Source organism: Psychrobacter sp. N25K4-3-2, assembly GCF_015351755.1.
GTDB classification, from domain to species: domain Bacteria; phylum Pseudomonadota; class Gammaproteobacteria; order Pseudomonadales; family Moraxellaceae; genus Psychrobacter; species Psychrobacter glaciei.
The window spans coordinates 439581-459384 of sequence record NZ_JADKLX010000002.1; the positions used below are offsets into that span (position 1 = coordinate 439581).

The window sequence follows — 19804 nt, forward strand, 5'->3', positions numbered from 1 at the left end:
GTTAAACATTCAAATGTGGTACTGGCAGTGGCTATTTTTTAGACAATACGCAGTGAAATTTTTGACGCCTAGTCGTTCTAGGTTAGACAATTTCGCCATGTATTGGCAAAAAATAGCCCTGCCCCTGCTTGTATACTTGGGGCTGATCTAAAATCACCCCAAACGTTGTTGTAAACCTAGCTAAGGTCTCGACATTATCGTCTGTTTACGCCTGATTTGATAAAACTTTTGGTGCGATTTTAGCGATCAGCAGTCCTAATATTTGAATGTTTAACAGACCCTAAGCACGTTTTAGACGCAGCGCATTTAATACGACGAATAACGAGCTCAATGACATTCCAATGGCGGCAAGCCAAGGCGGGACATAACCGAACGCGGCAGGCAATAATACGATACTGTTATAAGCCAGTGCCCAGCGGAAGTTTTGTTTAATGATACGTTCCGTTTTATCCGCGATACGCTTGGCAGCTGTAATGGCTTCAATCTGTCCATTAAGGATGATGCTATCGCTTGACACCTGCGCCAAATCTGCTGCGCCAGCAATCGAAGTCGACACATCTGCTGCTGCCAACACGGGCGCATCATTGATACCATCACCAACCATCAGCACGACTGACCCTTGTGCTTGCAGCTGCTGGATATGATTGACCTTATCCGTTGGTGACAGACCATTATATGCCGACTGCATGCCCAAACTCTCCGCCATGACCAGCGCCTGTGGACTGGGGTCGCCCGTCAGCATCACAGACTCAATCCCTAAGTCTTTGAGCGTATCCAGCATTGAGCGGGCGTTATCACGCACTTTATCGCTAAAGTAAAAACACGCCAGCGCTTGCCATCCACTTGAGGAGCTTGTTTGACAAGACAACACAACCGCTGAGCTGGCACGATGGCTCAATAAATCAATCGTTAAATTATTGTCTACATTTTCACCAGTGGCGCTTTTATCCAAAGCAAAATCCATATGACCAATACGATATAGAACGCCATCAATCATGGCTTCTACCCCGCCTGCTGGATAATGCTGCAAGGCTTGAGTGGGTGGCAAATGTAATTGATAAGCGGCAGTCAGTAGCGCATGAGCAATCGGATGGCGACTGCCTACTTCTAAGGCCGCGGCTATGCCTAAAAAACGGTCTTTTTGCAAAGGCAACGCGCTTGAGTCAGCGTTTTGATTTTGGCTGACCGGTTTTATTAGCTCAATGTTCAGTAAGTTTGGCTTGCCATAAGTCAATGTCCCCGTCTTATCAAAGGCCACATGAGTAATCTCTGCTAAAGTTTGCAGCGTATGACCACGCGTGGTCAAAAAGCCATAGCTGGCCAATCGATTGGTAGAGACAGTCAGCGCAATCGGTGTGGCTAGTGACAGCGCGCAAGGACAAGTAGCAACCAATACCGCGACCGTTGCCCAAATAGCTTGACTTGGATCGACAAAATACCAGCCGATAAATACCAATGCTGACAACACTAAAATCCGCGCCACAAACCAACGAGCCAGCTTGTCCGCTTGCTGCGCCAGTTTGGGCTTTTCACTCATAGCACGGTTCATCAGCCGATCAATCAGCCCAATCTGACTGTCTTCTGGCAGTGCCGTGACCAGCATCTCAAACGGCTGACTGTCGTTTTGCGCGCCGCCGACGATATAGTCACCTTGGGACTTGATGATTAAATCACCCTCACCCGTCAGCAGACTTTGGGAGACGGTCGCAGTTGGGCTAAGCAAAATACCATCGCTTATAATCTCAGAGCCAGCCTCAACCATGATGATGTCACCCACTTGCAAGCTTTGAGCGGTCACCATCTGTTTTTGTTCTGCGACATACGCTGGCTTTAATAAATCTGGCTTTGATAGGTCTCGTTGACGGCTAGTTTGTTGCCAGTCTTGAGCTATACGATTGGTTATTTGATGGACATTGGCGTCCATACTCTGCATAAAATTGGGCGTGTACTTTATCGGAGCACTTGCCACAGCGCCGATTGGACTTTTAACACCTGTCTCATGAACTGCCTGATTAATAGCACTCGTATCTGTTTTATTCGAAGAATTTTTCTGTAACTGCTGCAAAATGAGCGCAGCGTCTTCTTTGTTTTCAGCAATTTTTTGTACTAAAACTGGCTCCACCACTACTAAGTCATTGGCCATCGTCGCCGCTTTTAGACGGGCATTATGCTCGATATAACGCCCTGCCAATAAGAAGAAAATAAACATGCTGACCGAATCATAATAGGTCTGACCGTTTCCAGTAATGGTGGCGTACAAACTGGCGAAAAATGTAACAATCAAGGCGATACTGACCGGTACATCCATATTGACTTGGCGCGCGCGAACTGCCGACCATGCAGACGTAAAGAACGGTATGCCCGCATAAAAGAACACGGGAATACTGACGAATAACGACACCCAACGCAAAAAGTCGCGCTGTAATATCAACATCCCGCTATATTCACCAAAATATAGCGCGACCGCATACATCATCGCTTGCATCGCGCCAAGAGCAGCAATTCCTAGACGTAGCAGCATCTTGTTATTGTGCTTAGCCAGCATTGCTTCATGGGTGTCTTGACGGTAAGGCTTGGCTTCGTAGCCAATTTCATTGATAACGGCTAGAATACGGCTGATAGGCAGCTTACTCTCGTCCCAAATGACGCGCATACGCTGATTGGTTAAATTGACCTGACACTTACTGATGCCATCAATCTCATAAAGACGCGATTCGATGAGCCACGTACAGGCAGCACAGCGTAAATTATTAACGGACAATTCCGCCACCGACAGACCATCTTGAGCATAGACGAACTGTGACTTTATCTCGTCGTGATCATAGGCTTCGAGCCGCGTCAGCTGGGTGGGCAAACTTGCCGTACGATTGATTTCAGAGCGATCAAGATAATATTGCTCAAGCCCAGCCTCAACGATGCTTTGAGACGCCAACTGACAACCCATGCAACACATCTCACGGGATTTACCCAATATATCGGCATAAAATGGCGGCTGCGGTACTGGATCGCCGCAGTGAAAACAATGACCAGCAAGGGGCAGCACCAACCCTTCTGTGATAGAGTTGTCTTTATAATGATGGCTGGAGGTTGGCATTGGTGAGGGGGCACTAGACATAATCGCGCTTACTTCCTTTAGACAGGTTTGCTCGAACCCAATTCGCTTTGAGTAAACTTGCTATCATCAAACGTGCTTACTTTTACTTAAAACAGCTATTTTAAATAGGTTTGGCACTGCTAGCACAGAGGGAGAATCAACTGCTAATTCATACAAAAAACATCGTTAGAATAATCGTAAATTGTTATCTTATATGGCATCCACAGAGCAAATTAAAAGCGCGCTGTGTTTTCGTATAAACATAGCTGTCAACAGATCGATTATACTATAAGCCAGTGCTGTGAGTAGTATAACCCCTCACAGTGTAATCCCAATGAATGCCTGCGTTGATGATGATTGATTGAAAAATTTGTCAATTTGCGTCATTATGAGGCAGTTTTTTATCCCTAAATGGTGCATCATCCGTGCAAAAATATAATTCTAAGCTACCAAACGCCAAGCTCTCTTCGCCATCTACGCCTTCTGTCAGCACGCTACCCTCTCAGCAGCGCGGCTTGGTGTTTAGTAGTATTTTATTAATTGTCATTATTGCTGGCATGGTGCTACTGGCGCTGTATTTGATCAAGCTCGATCGCACCATTACCCACAAGTTCGAAGGTAAGCGTTGGGATATTCCTGCCAAGGTATACTCACAACCACTTGAGCTCTATCAAGGTGCCAGTGTCGATAACAGCACGATTAAGACATGGCTTGAGCTGCTCAATTATCAAAGCAATAAGGCGTATGATCGCACTGGTACTTATCGTAAGTCCGGCAATACTTATTTTATCCATACCCGCGGTTTTACCTATAGCTCTAGCGATATAGACACTGAGCAAGTCATCAAAATGACGATTGCCGGTAATAAAATTGAGTCGATTCAAAGCACTTTACCAGCTAAGAGCGGCATTATTCGCCTTGAGCCAGTTAGTATCGGTGGCATTTACCCAGACAGCAATGAAGATCGTATGGTTGTCTCTTTAGATGAGGTGCCACAGCCATTGATTGATGCGTTAATAGCCACAGAAGATCGCGGCTTTTATGAGCATAAAGGGGTGTCGATACGCGGTATCGCTCGTGCAGTCATCAACAACTTCTCTGGTGGCTCGAGACAAGGTGGTTCGACCATCACCCAGCAGCTAATTAAAAACTTCTATCTGAATTCAGATCGCACCCTAAAACGCAAAGCCAATGAAGCCTTGATGGCTGTGCTACTTGAGCTCCATTATAGCAAAGATGAAATCCTGCAAACGTATCTGAACGAAATTTACTTAGGACAAAACGGCAACCGCTCTATCAATGGTTTTGGTTTGGCAGCACAGTTTTATTTTAATCAACCGCTGAACGAGCTGCGTTTAGATCAGCAAGCCTTACTCGTCGGTATGGCAAAAGGCCCAAGTGTCTATAATCCACGTCGCCATCCAAACGATTCAAAAGCACGTCGTAACATTGTTCTTAGCAACATGCTAGAGATGGGTACGCTCAGTCAAGCAGACTATGATAAAGCCATAGAGAGATCGCTGGGTATCGTTGATAAACCCGTCGAAGGCAAAAGCCAGTTTCCTGATTTTCTTGATATCGTCAAACGTGAATTGAATACCGTCTATTATTCTGATGACCTCAAAAACGAAGGTCTGACGATTATTAGTACGCTCGATCCTATTGCCCAACTAGCTGCTGATAAAGCAGTCGATAAAAAACTGGGCGAGCTACGTCGTAGTAGCAGCAAAACCAAAGACTTACAAGGGGCCTTGGTCAGTGCAAATCCAGAGACTGGCGAGCTGGTCTCCGTCGTCGGTAGCGGCAGTGAGTTTACCGGCTTTAACCGTGCTGTCGATGCCAAACGTCAAGTCGGTTCTTTGTTAAAGCCAATCATTTATATGACAGCGCTCGAAAGTGGTCGCTATAATTTGGCGAGTTCTGTCGATGATTCACCGATTACGGTCAATCTAAATGACGGTACGAAATGGAATCCAAAAAACTATGACAATCGCGATCATGGTTATGTCCCCTTTACCACCGCTCTGTCTCAGTCTTATAACCAAGCAGCGGTACGCTTAGGCATGGAATTTGGAATCAATACTTTTGCCAAGCAGCTACAGCGTATGGGTATTAAAGAGAAAATATCACCTTATCCTTCTGCTTTGCTAGGTTCTGTCAATCTAAGCCCCATGGATATGCTTGGTATCTATCAAGTATTTGCTACGGGTGGCTTTCGGACACCTATTCACAGCATTCGTAGTGTCATTGATGATCGCGGTCGTATTTTACAGCGTACAGGACTTAATACGCAGCGTAGCATTCCACCTGAGACTAACTTTTTGACCAATTACGCGCTACAGCAAGTGGTCGCCAGCGGAACGGCTAAACGAGCACAATCACTTGGTAGTAACCTAAATCTCGCGGGTAAAACAGGCACCACAAACGATTACCGCGATGCTTGGTTTGCTGGTTACAGTGGTAACTATGTCAGCGTGGTTTGGGTCGGTCGTGATGATAACAAACCAATTGGTCTGAGCGGCGGTACGGGTGCATTACCAGTCTGGGTCGACTATATGAGTCGCTTAAAGTTGACACCGGTATCGCTGCCTGAGCCTGAAGGTATTGAGTGGTTATGGCTTGAAAACAATTCTGGCAAGCTGTCAAATGAGCGCTGTGCTGATGCGCGCTATTTACCAGTGATGTCTGCGCATTTACCCGAAGAAGCCAGCAGTTGCGCCATTGGGTTGTATCAACAAGATAGCGCTCGAGAACAGAGTGAGCAAGGCGCTATCAATCAGCAACGCCGCCGCGAAGGCTTAGATATTCCAAATGGCGAAGCCGTTGATACCGACAACCAAAATGATAGTGATACGCAGAACGGTGCTGACACTTGGTACGACCGTGCGGTTGAATGGTTCTAAAATTGTTTTTAAAACTTAAAAGAGGGTTCTAACATGGTGTCATCTATACAGCAGAGCGTATCCGTCAAGCAATACTTTATGCGCGCGGCTAAAAAAACCACGCTAGTGAACTCTGTCCTTGCTGTCAGTGCGCTCGTCAGCATGATGAGCTTGAGCGCCTGTCAGACGGTGCCTAATGCGACGAACACAACGCCTGTTCAAACGGTGCCAGCAACGCAAAATCCAAAAGCACCCTCCTCGGTTACCAACATAACGCCTGCGACTCAAGCACCAATCATTGATAGCAGGGGCTACGACAATGATAACGAAAATAAGAACAACTATCCTGTCGACCCTTATACGCCGTCCGAACCATCTTCAGCGACAAACCCATTGACGCAGCAGACCCCAGTATTTACAGAGCCTAATACACCGCCTAGTCCCGTATTTACAACACCCGACGCCGCGATTATTACACCTTCTCCTGATGACTATATGATATCCGAACCCTCAGTGCCGTCACATAATGAACTGTTGGAGCGCGCGCGCCAAAATTCGCAGCAACAAAGTCAGCAGGTGGCCACTAATAACAGTGATTTGCCAGCATTTCGTAATCTCATGCAAACGGGAATCGGTCAGTTAAAATCAGGAAAATTGACCAGTGCTGAGAGTAGCTTTACCCGTGCCCAGCGACTTGCACCAAAATCCTCGGCGGTATACTTTTATTTGGCACAAGTTGCCCTCAAAAAGAACCAGCCGCGCAAGGCAGAAGCGATGGCGCGCCGTGGTCTTGCCGTCTCACAAAATGCCAATCGTAGACGGGCACTCTGGCAAGTCATTTTGCAATCAGGACAAGCTCAAGGCAATTCACGTGTAGTCAGCGAAGCAAAACGAGCATTGCGTTAGTTAGCATCTAAACGAGCAGAACTGCATTCGCAAGCGTTAAAAGTTCATGGCTGTTAAACACTTATAAAAGCTAAAAGAGCAAAGCAAGGTATGCAAACTGTTCACTTTAAGTAGGCTGCTCATTCACTATTTACTCCAAGCTGGGATTTATCCAGAACACCCATTCATTTTTACTCTAGATTAAGGTTATCGTTATGGCATGGCAACAACTGCACTTACAATGTGAAAAAGCAAACGTCGATCTCGCCGAGGCATTGTTACTAGAAGCAGGTGCATTATCAATCGCCTTAGACGACGCAGGGGATCAACCCCTATTTGAGCCATTACCTGGCGAATCACCCTTGTGGGATGAGGTCATTCTGACAGGATTGTTCGATGCCACAATAGACATTGGTAGTCGTCATGCGGTTGAACAGTTAAGTCACGAAATTGGCGCACAGGTACACGCCAGTCGTATTTGGTTAAGTGCGGTAGATGATAAAGACTGGGAACGCGAATGGATGAGCAATTACCATCCTATACCATGTGCCAACAATTTATGGATTGTGCCTAACTGGATAACGCCGCCTAATCCTGAGGCGACCAATATCATTATGGACCCTGGTTTGGCTTTTGGTACTGGTTATCATGCCACCACTCGCCTCTGTCTCGACTGGTTAACAGAGCAAGATCTGACCGATAAAATCGTGATTGACTATGGTTGCGGCTCAGGTATTTTGGGCATTGGGGCGTTGTTGTTGGGGGCACGTCACGTTTATGCTGTCGATATCGACCCACAAGCCGTGCTGGCGACCAACCAAAATGCCGTACGCAATCATGTCGATGATCGCTTGCAAGCATTTTTGCCAGAGGAGTTTACTGATTACTGGAAACAAAACGACGTTAAACCTGTAGAAGTGATGGTCGCCAATATTTTAGCCAAGCCACTGATTGGCTTAGCACCTTACTTTGTCACCTTAATGGCACCAAAAAGTCGTATCGTGTTAGCTGGCTTAATCGAGTCACAAACTGAAGAAGTGACTGCTGCTTATCAGCCTTACTTTGCGCTCGATCCGAAGCACGCTTTTACAGCGCAAGAAGACCAACATTGGCAGCGTTTGTCTGGTACATTTACAGGCTAGCAACATGTAATTACATCTGTTACGATAGAGAGGCAGTCAAATGTTATGTGTTTGACGCCACTCTGTCCTTATCTATCACTCATATATGTATCAAACATTTAACGGTGAGTGTTTACTGTAGAAGCCTGAGCGTTGCAGGCAACTATTGGTGAGTGGCTACGCGGTATTGATAACCATACTTTTTTGGATTCGACCCTATGACCACGCCAATAAAAACTCAGTGCCCTCATTGCCAAGCTTGCTTCAAGTTAAAACAAACGCAGTTAAATAAAGTGAATGCAGCCGTCTGCTGCGATCAGTGTCAGCAGAGTTTTTTGGTCAATAGACATCTTATCGTCACCACCGATACGCCGCCAAATCCTACAGATAGCACGACAACCAATCCCAATAATAAAAGCAATGCCAAACCATCCAGTAACAAGCAATCTTCAACAGTATTCTCTAATACTTTAATTCATGACGGCTTAATTTATGACGATATGGATATTGAAGAGTCAGATGAAAACAATTTGGAGTATGACTCGTTAGCCAGTATGGATGCTTGGCTAAGCAAAGCAGATAACAACAGTCATACCACCTCGATAACCAGTAAGCAGCACAATAATCCTGATAAAAGTGACGAATCAGCAGCTCAGGTTGCGCTTAGTTCAGCCGAAGCTAATAATATTCATGCAAATATTGATGATACGACTGACAACGCATGGCTTGAAGATTTGCTCAAAGAGCAAAACAAAAATGACAATACCGTCCAAGAGGATACGGACTTATCACAGCTATTGCTCAGCATGGGTGTGCCCTTTAAAGACGAAGACCGCACGCATGCAGAGCGGGTCAAAAAAATGGAGGCACAAGCAAAATTCACTCCGACACCAGCGCGACGTTCGATTGCCTCTTTATTGTGGACATTAGGCTGCTTGGTCTTGGTACTACTGCTTTTCGCCCAGTACGTTATTTTTAATTTGGAAACCTTGGTAAAAAATCCTGCTCATGCGGAACGACTACAAACCCTCTGTACAATCGCTGCTTGCAGCCTACCTAGTGCCGACTTGGCTGCCTTGACAGTCACTGAACTCAGTCACAAACCCAGCCAAATTAAAACAACAGGTACTTTTAGTGAGGTAAGTGCGACACTAAACAACCAAAGCGTACAAGCACAGCTCTACCCTAGTGTTAAGGTCAGCGTTTACGGTGCAAATGCCCTCCTCGGAGAGTTTATTGCAGCGCCAGATGATTATCTATTGAGCACCCAAAGCCAAATAGCCGCTGACAGTCGCAGACAGTTACTGTTTACGATACCCATTGCCAATGCTCAAATTCGTGAAGTCAGTGTCAGTCCCGTTTATTAAGCAAAACTTTAACAAATAGGACTTCATAAGATGATTTTAGATTAAATGATCTTAGTGATGACATTAGTTTCATGGTATCACTAAGATAACGTCTAATCTGTCAGTGCTAGCCGATATTAATTTGTTATAATATTCCTCTAACCCCTATAGTTTGACTCTTTTTAATCCCAAGGACATTATCTTATGGCACCTCATGCACAGCATAATGCCAATCGGTTTGCCCAAAGCTCTGAGCATCTTGCCGATTATAATGACGACAACTATCAGCATTCAATTCACAATTTAGAGCCTTCAGATAACCGTATGAGCCATATCCAGACTCATGAACCTTTACGTGTAAATGTAGAGCGCGTGGTACGTCAGTATTTTGTGATGTTGGGTGATGAGATACCTACCGACTTGTATGAGCTCATCTTAAAACAAATCGAAGAGCCGCTACTGTCCGTCGTTCTTGAGCAAACGCGAGGCAATCAGACCAAATGCGCGCAAATTTTAGGTCTCAATCGTGGTACGTTACGCAAAAAACTCAAAACCTATAACTTGATGTAGCCTCACCTATATGAGCTTATCGATCCTCATTAACCCTCATTATGTATGGCAATGTATCGTTCATGACCTTATCCATAGTGATAACGTCTATAGCGAATGCCATTATCACCTTGCCAGACGTTTACGTCAGGCTTTTTTTATGGAAAGTTCTTATGAGTACAGCCCCACTTGCCCTACTGTCGGTCTCCGATAAGTCTAACATCGTTGAATTTGCTCAAGGCCTCATTAAAGCAGGTTTTGCTTTGCTATCAACTGGCGGCACTTATCGACTACTGACAGAGCATAACGTTGCGGTGACCGAAGTATCAGATTACACCGGTTTTCCTGAAATGATGGATGGCCGTGTTAAGACGCTGCATCCTAAAATTCATGGTGGTATTCTAGGGCGCCGTGGCACTGATGATGCTGTTATGAGCGATCATCAAATTGAGCGTATTGATCTAGTCGTGGTAAACCTTTACCCATTCGCAGAAACCATCGCTCGTGCTGATGTAACGATGAATGATGCGATCGAAAATATCGATATCGGTGGTCCTACAATGGTACGTTCTGCGGCCAAAAACCATGCTCACGTTGGTATTATTACTGACCCAGTGGATTACGATCGCGTGCTTACTGCTTTGGGCGATGGTACAGAACTGACCACTGCTTTACGCTATGATTTGGCCGTTAAAGCCTTTGAGCACACTGCACAATACGATGGTATGATTGCCAACTTCTTAGGTAGCCGAGTCAATGAGACTCAAGAGCCAGAGAACTTTTCACGTACCTTTAACGTACAGCTAGAAAAAGCCCAAGACCTGCGCTATGGCGAAAACCCACATCAAAACGCGGCTTTTTATACCGAAAACCATCCACTAAAAAGTCAGCAAGCTTCTATTGCCACGGCGAAGCAATTACAAGGTAAAGCACTGTCTTATAACAACATCGCTGATACTGATGCGGCGCTTGAGTGCGTAAAAGCGTTCAGCGCCTCTGCCTGTGTCATCGTTAAGCACGCCAATCCTTGCGGTGTCGCGGTCGATACCGACCAAATAGCGGCTTATAACACTGCATTTAGCACGGATCCTGAATCTTCTTTTGGTGGCATCATTGCCTTTAACCGCCCATTGACCGTTGCTGCTGCAAAAGCGATTATCGATAATCAGTTTGTAGAAGTGATTATTGCACCTAGCATCGAAGATGGTGTGCTTGAGGCGACTGCTGCTAAGAAAAACGTGCGTGTATTGGTATGTGGCGAGCTACCAACGCCTGAGCAGCGCGAAAGCCAGCTCGACTATAAGCGTGTTAACGGTGGGCTGCTCGTACAAGAGCAAGATCTGGGTTTGATTACTGCCAACGACCTAAGAATCGTCACGGACGTGCAACCAACTGAAGCGCAGATTGCTGATTTACTATTCAGCTGGAACGTCGCAAAATACGTCAAATCTAATGCCATCGTTTATGCTAAAGGTCAGCGCACTATTGGTGTTGGCGCTGGTCAAATGAGCCGCGTCAACTCAGCACGTATTGCCGCTATAAAAGCTGAACATGCTGGCTTGGCCACAGAAGGGGCTGTTATGGCCTCAGATGCCTTCTTCCCGTTCCGTGATGGCATTGATAATGCTGCTGAAGTAGGTATCTCAGCGATTATCCAGCCGGGCGGCTCTATGCGTGATGACGAAACCATTGCTGCGGCGAATGAGCATGGTATCGCAATGGTATTTACAGGTATGCGCCATTTCCGCCATTAAACTGTGTCTTATCACTTTGAAAACTGGCATTAACAGCCGTATTGAATTGTATATCGCTGTTAATGCTACATTCTTAGGATAAAAGCAATATCCATTAAAAAAGCCACTATAAATAGTGGCTTTTTTATACGTCAAATTTAATAAAATTATTTAGAAAAAACGATTTAGCAATTAGGTCATATTTCCCTTAATACTCTTATTTCAATACCTCTATCTCTAGCGCCCTTGCGCATTGGCCATATTAGTCTCATTGATCTCGACTTTATACACTAGACGTAGATACTCTAAGTAATCTTGTAGCTGATCTTGACCCAAGTTATCACGGATAATGGAGGCAGTTTGCGCGCGTTGCATATCAGACAGTGGTGACTGTTGCTCGGTCTTGATACGATCACCGACCAATAACGTCGCACCCATTTCTGTTTCGCTCGCAATCGCAACGACACCATTATTGGCCGCTTGCTGACTAAACGCCAAACCTCGCTCTTTTTCTGTCAATCGTGTGGTTTGACGGTTTATTTCACCTAAGGCTTGAAAACTGACTGGTTGTTTAGCAATATCTGCCGTTGTTTTAATACCAGTCGCCAGTTTCTTAGCATCTTTTAATGCCAATGCCGTGGCTTTTTGCTGACGTAATGTCTGTGTGATTCGTGGCGTAGCCGCTGCTAAAGCAAGTGTTTTAGTAGGACGATAATTGCTTGGCTGTACCCATACCGTGCCATTACCAACTTCAATACCGGCGGTAACCGCTTGGTCTTGAATCGTAAACTCATCAAAGGCTTGCTTAATAACTGCTGGTTGCGACAATGCTGACTGATTGTTTTCTTTACGATAATCCTTGAGACGTCTTAGCGTCACATTCTCTTGTTGAGCGATATCTTCGATACTAAAACCATCTGCTGCCAAGTCGTTAATCGCAGTCACTTTATCGGCATACATCTCCTGACGCTTATACTCTTTTGCTTTAGCGGTCAGCTCATCACGCATACTCTCTAAGCTTGGAATCTTCTTGCCATTGTCTTCGGTGACCGTAAATATCTGATAACCAAAGCTGGTCTTAACTGGTGCGCTCACATCGCCGACACTCAGCCCTTCCAGAGCTTTCTCAACTGCTGCTGCGTCATTACCAAACACAGAAGGGTTAAAGCGGCCGATATCGCCACCCGTCTCTCCTGATGGGTCATCTGACTGTGTTTTAGCAAGCTTGCCAAAAGCCTCGCCTTTGTCCAAACGGGCTTTTACTTTGTCTGCGCGAGCTTTTGCATCTTTACCTGTTAATAAAATTTGACTGATTTTGCGCTCATCGACTACAGCCAGCTGCTGCTTATAGGCTTCATATTGCTGCTGCAAATCTTTTGTTGTGACATCAGTCACTGGAACGGTCTGAGGACTCAATTGCAGATAAGCCAAGTCTACCATTGCCGCGCTTTTTAGCGTGTCTTTATTGGCATCATAGTAAGCTTGTATATCGTTTTTGCTCAGCTTCACTTGCTCTTGGTAATCCTGCCAATTAAAGCGATGCAACCAAATATTGCGCGACTCTAGCTGCAGATCGATCAACTGACTGACCGCTTGCATCGGATACACTGCCGTACCAACGATACTGGCATTGAGCTGATCGAGACTTAACTGGTTACGAAATTCTGTAAATAGCTGGTCTTTGGTCATGCCGCGCTGACGCAAAAAGTTTGAAAACTGGTCATTTGAAAAGTTACCATCAGCATCCTGAAAAACTTCTTCTTGACGCAGCAGACGATTGATCGTGTCATCAGACACCGTCATACCAAGCTTACCAGCCTGTTGCTCTAACAAAGTCCGATCGATCAAACCCTTTAACACCTGCTCATGCAGCACATCTTCATTTAATAAGCTGGCATCATCAATTTGCTCTAATGTCTCAGTACGCCGGTTATTGACAGCAGTCTGATACTCTGATAATCCGACACTTGCCTCACCTACCTGTGCAATTTGGTTGGGATCAACGCCACCACCAAAGTAGCTTTCGACACCCAAGAGAGCGAGCGGCGATAGGCATAAAATCAATAAAATGCGACCTGGCCAGCTTTTTAAGAAATCGCGCAATTTATCCATAGTTATCTCTGCTTTATTAACCTATATTGATGAAAAACCATTGTAATACTATTATTAATATCAATGCTATCTGAGCCGGCAATGGTAAGAAGAAGAACATGTGCATTTTATAAAGGAATATAGGGCTGAGTGAAAAAGCCTTACTCAAACAACACATCTATCGCGCGCCCTATGATACGTGATTTTTACAGTAGACTCAAAATATTCACGTGGTACGATACAAACTATGGCTACAAAAAAAGCACCTAATATTTAGGTGCTTTTTTGCTGCTTCGCTTAGCGCTTAGAATGTGCGCTAAACTATCAGCGACCATCTATTACTTAACTGCCAACAAACGCTGTTTTTATTCGTCTTGCGAGTCATTATGCAGCGCTTGTCTATAATAGAGTAACTTAAAGATAACGGCTTAGTTTAAGCGCTCTTTTAAGTTTTTACCAGCTTTGAAGCTTGGTACTTTGCTTGCTGGGATGCTAAGTTCTTCACCAGTCTTAGGGTTACGGCCAGTACGGGCTTTACGATCTTTTACGCTAAAAGTACCAAAGCCAACTAGTGAGATGCTATCGCCAGCTTCTAAAGCTTCGCCAACACTTTCCATAACGGCATTCAAGGCATCACCAGCTTGAGTCTTATTTAGACCACTTTTGTCTGCGATGCTATCAATCAATTCTGACTTATTCATAAAATTTCCTTCAAGTTTAAGGGGGGTAATAAACGCTCACGCCAAGCATTGTAACGCTCTCATAGCACTTACGCAATAAAAACTACCTGACTGGCGTATTAACAGGTTTCGCTTTGTTATCGTCTTTATATCAAGGCAGCATAAGGAGCGCAAGCGATTTTACATATTTTTGTGCCATGTACTACGTATTTGACACCCAATGTTACGCAAAACATCTGCAACGTCTATACAAGCCAATTACTTTAACTCAAAACACCCTCTTCATGTCTCTTTAGGCTTTGAAAACCTTGGTCAGTTGGTGTCTGTGCATTGCCAGTCATAAATAGTGGTGTCTTTATCGACTGCTAAATTGTACTGTAATAATTTTGCTACTGACAGAAACTAGCGTTACTTTTTATTATAAAGGCGTTACTATAAGCAAAATATCACTGCAAATTTTTAGTAAAAATCAACTTGAGTTGATTCGATAACTTTAATTTTAATTTGCTAAATAAAAAACGGATTATTTACATGAAGCGTTCTACGTTGTCTCACTCTTTTCTTAATATTATTCTGGTGTTCATTGAGTCGGCTCTGACACTACTGTTACGTTTAGATCCCGAGCTACGTAAAGCCGCTTATCCGCTTGCCAAGCAAGGCACCGTCGTCGCACTTCGCCTATACTTACCACATGTAGAAATTTTTGCCACTTTTAGTACCAAAGGCGTGTTATTAGATGCTCAGCTACCTATCGGCCGTAGTGAGCCGGATGTGGTTATCAATGCTTACAGTATCCAAGTCATCAATGCGATCACCACTCACGATAGCGAAACAACCGAAAAATTACAGATGCGCGGTGAGTCAGTACAAGTGCAATTGGTTAAGCAATTTATCATGCAGCTCGGTCTCGGTAACTTGATTCAGGGTCTTATCAAAAAGATAAAAGGCGGCAAAGGTAAATCTAAGCCTACTGACGCGGAAATGGCCGAAAAGAAGGACAATTATAAGCTCCGTATCAAAGAGCAACAGACACAAATCAGTACATTGACGACTAAAAACCGTGAGCTTGAAACCACGGTAAAAGAATTGCAGAGCAAACAGAAGACATTGATGATTGTGACTATTATAGCGCTTGTCATTATGATTGGCTCAGTCATAGCATTATTGATGAACTAGTTTTTGTTAATGATGGTGATGTTTATTGATAAACATACTTATTCATAAATAATAATGCACCTGTTAGGCGATTGCTTTAGTAACCATTAAGCGTTTGATAGCTTCAATAAGCTACCAAACGCTTTTTTATCGCTTTAATTCACTCATTGTGAATTCGAAACAAATCTAAAATGGATGCAGATATTTTACGATATGCGCTCTAAAGCCCTTCTACGCCGCATCTCAATCACCATTGTTTTTATCAATCATAGTAATCAATTGGATTAACCATTCAACCACACTTTAATCTTGACTAAATTACTCGGGATTAAGTATAATTACTCTATCGTTGCACACATCGGGTTCACCATCTGTTGTTTAATAGCGATAAGACACACTTAGTTGATAGATAATTAACAGAGGCAAAAATTCGCTTTTACCAAAATTACTTTACTAAGATCGTTGTTAAATACACTTATAACTGAGAAGTTGGGAGATAACATATGCGTTTGACTACTCGAGGCAGATATGCCGTTACTGCGTTATTAGATCTGGCGTTACAGACTAGCCAACAAGAGACAGCGGTATCGCTATCCGATATTGCTAAGCGGCAATCCATATCTATCTCTTATCTCGAACAGTTATTTTCTAAGCTTCGTAAACGTGGCTTAGTCACGAGCATCCGCGGTGCAGCAGGTGGCTATCACTTGGCCAAGCCATTGCACGAAATTGATGTGATGAGCATTATCTCCGCTGTCGATGAATCTGTGAATGCGATGCAGTGCGAAGGACGCGGTGATTGCCAAGGTGGTACAATGTGCTTAACCCATGATTTATGGTGTGCATTGTCCAATCATATCGAACAGTACTTGAAAAATATAACATTAGCGCAATTATTAGACATGGAAAACGTGCAGTCAGTCTCAGACCGTCAGCAGACCGTTACCAAAGATATTTCAATAAAAGACATCAATACTATTACCCTATCGACCAGCGAGGCAAACCCAGCATGAGCCAACATAACAACCTTATATACTTAGATTATGCCGCCACCACCCCAGTTGCTAAGTCAGTTGCAGCTAAGATGAGCGAATATCTGACGGTAGATGGCATCTTTGGTAATCCTGCCTCGCGCTCGCATGGCTACGGCTGGCAAGCAGAAGAAGCAGTAGAAACAGCGCGTCAGCAAGTGGCAGAAGTCATCAACGCTGATCCACGCGAAATCGTCTTTACTTCTGGTGCGACTGAGTCTGACAACCTAGCAATTAAAGGTGCCGCTCACTTCTATCAGTCTCGCGGTAAACATATCATTACCAGTAAAATCGAACACAAAGCTGTATTAGATACTTGCCGCGAGCTTGAGCAAGAAGGCTTCGAGATTACGTATCTTGAGCCGCAGCCAAGTACTGGTCTTATTTTTCCAGAACAAGTCAAAGAAGCGCTACGCGATGATACTATCTTAGTGTCACTGATGATGGTAAACAACGAGCTTGGTACGATTACTGATGTAGCCGCTATTGGCGAAATCACTCGTGAAGCTGGTGTTATATTTCATGTTGATGGTGCACAATCTGTTGGTAAAGTTCTTATCGACACTCAAGAGATGAAAATCGACTTAATGAGTTTTTCAGGTCATAAAGCATATGGTCCTAAAGGCATCGGTGCCTTGTTTGTTAGTCGTAAGCCACGTGTTCGCCTAAAAGCAGAGCAACATGGCGGTGGTCACGAGCGTGGAATGCGTTCAGGTACACTACCGACGCACCAAATCGTTGGTCTTGGCGCGGCATTTGCCTTAGCCAATGATAGCTACAAAGAAGACAATGCCCATGCAGCCAAACTGCGCCAAAAACTGTGGGATGGTCTACAAGATATCGAAGAGATCTACCTAAACGGTGATTTAGAGCATAGCGTTCCTAACATTGTGAACATCAGCTTTAACTTCGTCGAAGGTGAATCACTAATGATGTCCCTTAAAGACTTAGCTGTATCATCAGGCTCAGCCTGTACGTCAGCGACACTTGAGCCGTCATATGTACTACGTGCTATCGGTCGTCCAGACGAATTGGCACATAGCTCTATTCGCTTTAGCTTCGGTCGCTACACCACTGAAGAAAACGTCGATACGATTATTAAGCAAATGCACGAAGCCGTTGATAAACTACGTGCCCTATCACCACTTTGGGATATGTACCAAGAAGGTGTTGATTTAGATTCAGTCGAATGGGCTGAGCACTAAATTTAAGTATATATAGCGATATAAACATCAAACAGATTTATTAAACGATTGATCAGACAGTTATAAATACCATTTTTATTAACTAAATGTTTGACCCCAATTATCGATGAGTGGGTAGTGTTTCAACTTTCAGAAGCCACTGCTCATCATCTAACTAGGAGAAAACCCCATGGCCTATAGTGACCAAGTTATTGATCATTACGAAAACCCACGCAACGTCGGCAATCTTGACAAAAATGCCAAAAACGTTGGTACTGGTATGGTTGGTGCCCCAGCTTGTGGCGATGTGATGCGTCTACAAATCCAAGTCGATGATAACGGTATCATCGAAGATGCACGCTTCAAAACTTACGGCTGTGGTTCAGCAATTGCCTCAAGCTCGCTCGTTACTGAGTGGCTAAAAGGTAAGAGCTTGGATCAAGCTGGTGAAATTAAGAACAGTCACATTGCTGAAGAATTGGCATTACCACCAGTAAAAGTGCATTGCTCTGTACTTGCAGAAGATGCTATCAAAGCTGCTATTAGCGACTATAAAGATAAGCACGCCGCAGCAGCAGTAACCGAAGAAGCTGTTATCTAAGGCTAAACCTACTGGCCTATGCGCTGCATAGAATTAGCAGTGCTAAGTAGCAACATGTTAAACAGCTACTGATGCTAAAAAGGTGACAATGACACTTATGTAATTGTCACCTTTTATTTTCTAATAGCCGCTAGGGCGTGTCATTAATTAGATTGTGAGTCTTAAAATGAGAAAAATTGTAGATAAACAAGGAAGAAATTGCCGTTAATATGAACATATTGACAAGATTTCTGACGATGTTTAGCAAAATTTAGCCATTTTAAGGCCACTAAATGTATTAATGTGCTAATTGATGACACGCCCTATCATATTATTTTGGCAAACTTGTGATTCCAGTTGCCAGTCTATACAGATTTTTTATTGATACTTATAATTAATAGTCAATGGGAGTTGGCATGATTGAAATGACAGAACGCGCCGCTCAACATGTTCGGGATTTTTTGGACAATCGCGGTAAAGGTGAAGGCATTCGAGTGGGTATCCGCACAGCGGGTTGCTCAGGTTTGGCTTACGTTTTAGAGTTCGTAGATACCCCTGACGAAAATGACACGCGTTATGAAAGCCGTGACGTCAGTATTTTTATTGATCCTAAAAGCTTGGTCTATTTAGATGGTTTATTGATGGACTATGAAAAAGAAGGATTGAACGAAGGCTTTAAGTTCACTAACCCCAACCAAAAAGGCGAATGTGGTTGTGGTGAGTCATTTACCGTTTAATGATTCAATGGCTTAAGGTTGCTGACTTTGCTCTTAAGCAATGATAAAAGAATGCTGCCACAATTAAGTCAGTGTGGTCGACCAAATAACAAACCTATTCTGATATTGACAACACTTTAAAAATAAATAGAAAAAGAAAGGCGTATGATATGACAGATATTACTCAAGAAGCACAGTTTGATAACTTTTTTGCCCTATTTGAGCAGCCTGTACAATTTGAAGTCAATCAAAGTAGTCTCGATCAACATCTACGTCTGCTACAAAAACGTTATCACCCTGACAATGTCGCCAAGAACTTGGCAGACGCCGCACAAGCGCAACAGCAGTCTGAGCAAGCGTCAGCATTGATTAACCAAGCTTATCAAGCGTTGAGTGCGCCTGATAGCCGTGCGAGCTATATGTTAGATATGGCGGGACAAGCACAGAATCTAGAACACTCAATCGCAGATTTAGACTTTTTAGAAGATGCGATGCAGATGCGTATCGAATTAGATGAAGCGATTGAAGACAAAGATCGCCCAACCTTACAGCAATTACATCCGCAGATTACCGAACGTTTGACGAAACAGTCTAAGCGTTTTAGTGACGCGTACCAAAGCAAGGACTGGCAAACGGCGATTGATGCGACGCAAAAACTGAAATTCTTGGTCAAGTTAAATGCTGACGTGACGACAGGGCTTGATGAGGTTGCGACGTCTGAACATTCAGATGATGATGATTTATACGTTTAGATAAT

General features: G+C 44.1%; 15 protein-coding genes. 12 read left to right on the forward strand and 3 right to left on the reverse strand.

Annotated elements, in window-relative coordinates:
• Positions 1–280 precede the first annotated feature (280 nt).
• On the reverse strand, positions 281–3115 hold the full coding sequence (locus IOD06_RS06855; protein WP_194620139.1) for a heavy metal translocating P-type ATPase: 2835 nt from the start codon (positions 3113–3115) through the stop codon (positions 281–283).
• A gap of 404 nt (positions 3116–3519) precedes the next feature.
• On the opposite strand from IOD06_RS06855, the gene mrcB reads away from it, so the two are divergent.
• The 6 genes from mrcB to purH all read left to right on the forward strand — a co-directional run bounded on the left by mrcB (position 3520) and on the right by purH (position 11631).
• Positions 3520–5997 carry a penicillin-binding protein 1B gene (gene mrcB, locus IOD06_RS06860; RefSeq protein WP_194620140.1) on the forward strand — a complete coding sequence of 826 codons (2478 nt, stop codon included), beginning with the start codon at positions 3520–3522 and terminating at the stop codon, positions 5995–5997.
• Positions 5998–6030: 33 nt separating this feature from the next.
• The gene (locus IOD06_RS06865) at positions 6031–6882 is read left to right on the forward strand and encodes a tetratricopeptide repeat protein (protein ID WP_194620141.1); all 852 of its coding nucleotides are present in this window, start codon (positions 6031–6033) and stop codon (positions 6880–6882) included.
• Between the two features lie 194 nt (positions 6883–7076).
• Positions 7077–8003 carry a 50S ribosomal protein L11 methyltransferase gene (gene prmA, locus IOD06_RS06870; RefSeq protein ID WP_194620142.1) on the forward strand — a complete coding sequence of 309 codons (927 nt, stop codon included), beginning with the start codon at positions 7077–7079 and terminating at the stop codon, positions 8001–8003.
• Positions 8004–8200: 197 nt separating this feature from the next.
• Positions 8201–9349 (forward strand): DUF3426 domain-containing protein, encoded by a 1149-nt coding sequence (locus tag IOD06_RS06875; protein WP_194620143.1) that lies wholly within the window; start codon positions 8201–8203, stop codon positions 9347–9349.
• Between the two features lie 303 nt (positions 9350–9652).
• Positions 9653–9898 (forward strand): helix-turn-helix domain-containing protein, encoded by a 246-nt coding sequence (locus IOD06_RS06880; RefSeq protein WP_189585244.1) that lies wholly within the window; start codon positions 9653–9655, stop codon positions 9896–9898.
• A gap of 152 nt (positions 9899–10050) precedes the next feature.
• Positions 10051–11631: a bifunctional phosphoribosylaminoimidazolecarboxamide formyltransferase/IMP cyclohydrolase gene (gene purH / locus IOD06_RS06885; RefSeq protein ID WP_194620144.1), complete on the forward strand. Its 1581-nt coding sequence runs from the start codon at positions 10051–10053 to the stop codon at positions 11629–11631.
• 216 nt (positions 11632–11847) lie between these two features.
• On the opposite strand, the gene IOD06_RS06890 is transcribed toward purH, so the two are convergent.
• Complete coding sequence (locus IOD06_RS06890; protein ID WP_194620146.1) at positions 11848–13722, reverse strand: SurA N-terminal domain-containing protein; 1875 nt, start codon at positions 13720–13722, stop codon at positions 11848–11850.
• 407 nt (positions 13723–14129) lie between these two features.
• Positions 14130–14402 carry an HU family DNA-binding protein gene (locus tag IOD06_RS06895; protein WP_045445077.1) on the reverse strand — a complete coding sequence of 91 codons (273 nt, stop codon included), beginning with the start codon at positions 14400–14402 and terminating at the stop codon, positions 14130–14132.
• A gap of 510 nt (positions 14403–14912) precedes the next feature.
• On the opposite strand from IOD06_RS06895, the gene IOD06_RS06900 reads away from it, so the two are divergent.
• The 6 genes from IOD06_RS06900 to hscB all read left to right on the forward strand — a co-directional run bounded on the left by IOD06_RS06900 (position 14913) and on the right by hscB (position 19799).
• Positions 14913–15557 carry a hypothetical protein gene (locus IOD06_RS06900; RefSeq protein WP_194620148.1) on the forward strand — a complete coding sequence of 215 codons (645 nt, stop codon included), beginning with the start codon at positions 14913–14915 and terminating at the stop codon, positions 15555–15557.
• Between the two features lie 482 nt (positions 15558–16039).
• Positions 16040–16549: an Rrf2 family transcriptional regulator gene (locus IOD06_RS06905; protein ID WP_010199379.1), complete on the forward strand. Its 510-nt coding sequence runs from the start codon at positions 16040–16042 to the stop codon at positions 16547–16549.
• Positions 16546–17772, forward strand: a complete 1227-nt coding sequence (locus IOD06_RS06910) for an IscS subfamily cysteine desulfurase (protein WP_010199377.1) — start codon at positions 16546–16548, stop codon at positions 17770–17772. Before IOD06_RS06905 ends, IOD06_RS06910 begins: the two co-directional genes overlap by 4 nt.
• A 169-nt stretch (positions 17773–17941) precedes the next feature.
• Entirely contained in the window at positions 17942–18352 is a 411-nt protein-coding gene (iscU, locus tag IOD06_RS06915) for a Fe-S cluster assembly scaffold IscU (RefSeq protein ID WP_194620150.1), read from the forward strand.
• A gap of 395 nt (positions 18353–18747) precedes the next feature.
• Positions 18748–19068 carry an iron-sulfur cluster assembly protein IscA gene (gene iscA / locus IOD06_RS06920; protein WP_025653020.1) on the forward strand — a complete coding sequence of 107 codons (321 nt, stop codon included), beginning with the start codon at positions 18748–18750 and terminating at the stop codon, positions 19066–19068.
• A 149-nt stretch (positions 19069–19217) separates the two neighbouring features.
• The gene (gene hscB / locus IOD06_RS06925; protein WP_189584326.1) at positions 19218–19799 is read left to right on the forward strand and encodes a Fe-S protein assembly co-chaperone HscB; all 582 of its coding nucleotides are present in this window, start codon (positions 19218–19220) and stop codon (positions 19797–19799) included.
• Positions 19800–19804 lie beyond the last annotated feature (5 nt).

Coding starts and splice junctions, on each gene's coding strand:
- IOD06_RS06855 (WP_194620139.1), bottom strand. CDS start 3,115: ATGTCTAGTGCCCCCTCACCAATGCCAACCTCCAGCCATCATTATAAA.
- IOD06_RS06865 (WP_194620141.1), top strand. CDS start 6,031: ATGGTGTCATCTATACAGCAGAGCGTATCCGTCAAGCAATACTTTATG.
- prmA (WP_194620142.1), top strand. CDS start 7,077: ATGGCATGGCAACAACTGCACTTACAATGTGAAAAAGCAAACGTCGAT.
- IOD06_RS06875 (WP_194620143.1), top strand. CDS start 8,201: ATGACCACGCCAATAAAAACTCAGTGCCCTCATTGCCAAGCTTGCTTC.
- IOD06_RS06880 (WP_189585244.1), top strand. CDS start 9,653: ATGAGCCATATCCAGACTCATGAACCTTTACGTGTAAATGTAGAGCGC.
- purH (WP_194620144.1), top strand. CDS start 10,051: ATGAGTACAGCCCCACTTGCCCTACTGTCGGTCTCCGATAAGTCTAAC.
- IOD06_RS06890 (WP_194620146.1), bottom strand. CDS start 13,722: ATGGATAAATTGCGCGATTTCTTAAAAAGCTGGCCAGGTCGCATTTTA.
- IOD06_RS06895 (WP_045445077.1), bottom strand. CDS start 14,402: ATGAATAAGTCAGAATTGATTGATAGCATCGCAGACAAAAGTGGTCTA.
- IOD06_RS06900 (WP_194620148.1), top strand. CDS start 14,913: ATGAAGCGTTCTACGTTGTCTCACTCTTTTCTTAATATTATTCTGGTG.
- IOD06_RS06905 (WP_010199379.1), top strand. CDS start 16,040: ATGCGTTTGACTACTCGAGGCAGATATGCCGTTACTGCGTTATTAGAT.
- IOD06_RS06910 (WP_010199377.1), top strand. CDS start 16,546: ATGAGCCAACATAACAACCTTATATACTTAGATTATGCCGCCACCACC.
- iscU (WP_194620150.1), top strand. CDS start 17,942: ATGGCCTATAGTGACCAAGTTATTGATCATTACGAAAACCCACGCAAC.
- iscA (WP_025653020.1), top strand. CDS start 18,748: ATGATTGAAATGACAGAACGCGCCGCTCAACATGTTCGGGATTTTTTG.
- hscB (WP_189584326.1), top strand. CDS start 19,218: ATGACAGATATTACTCAAGAAGCACAGTTTGATAACTTTTTTGCCCTA.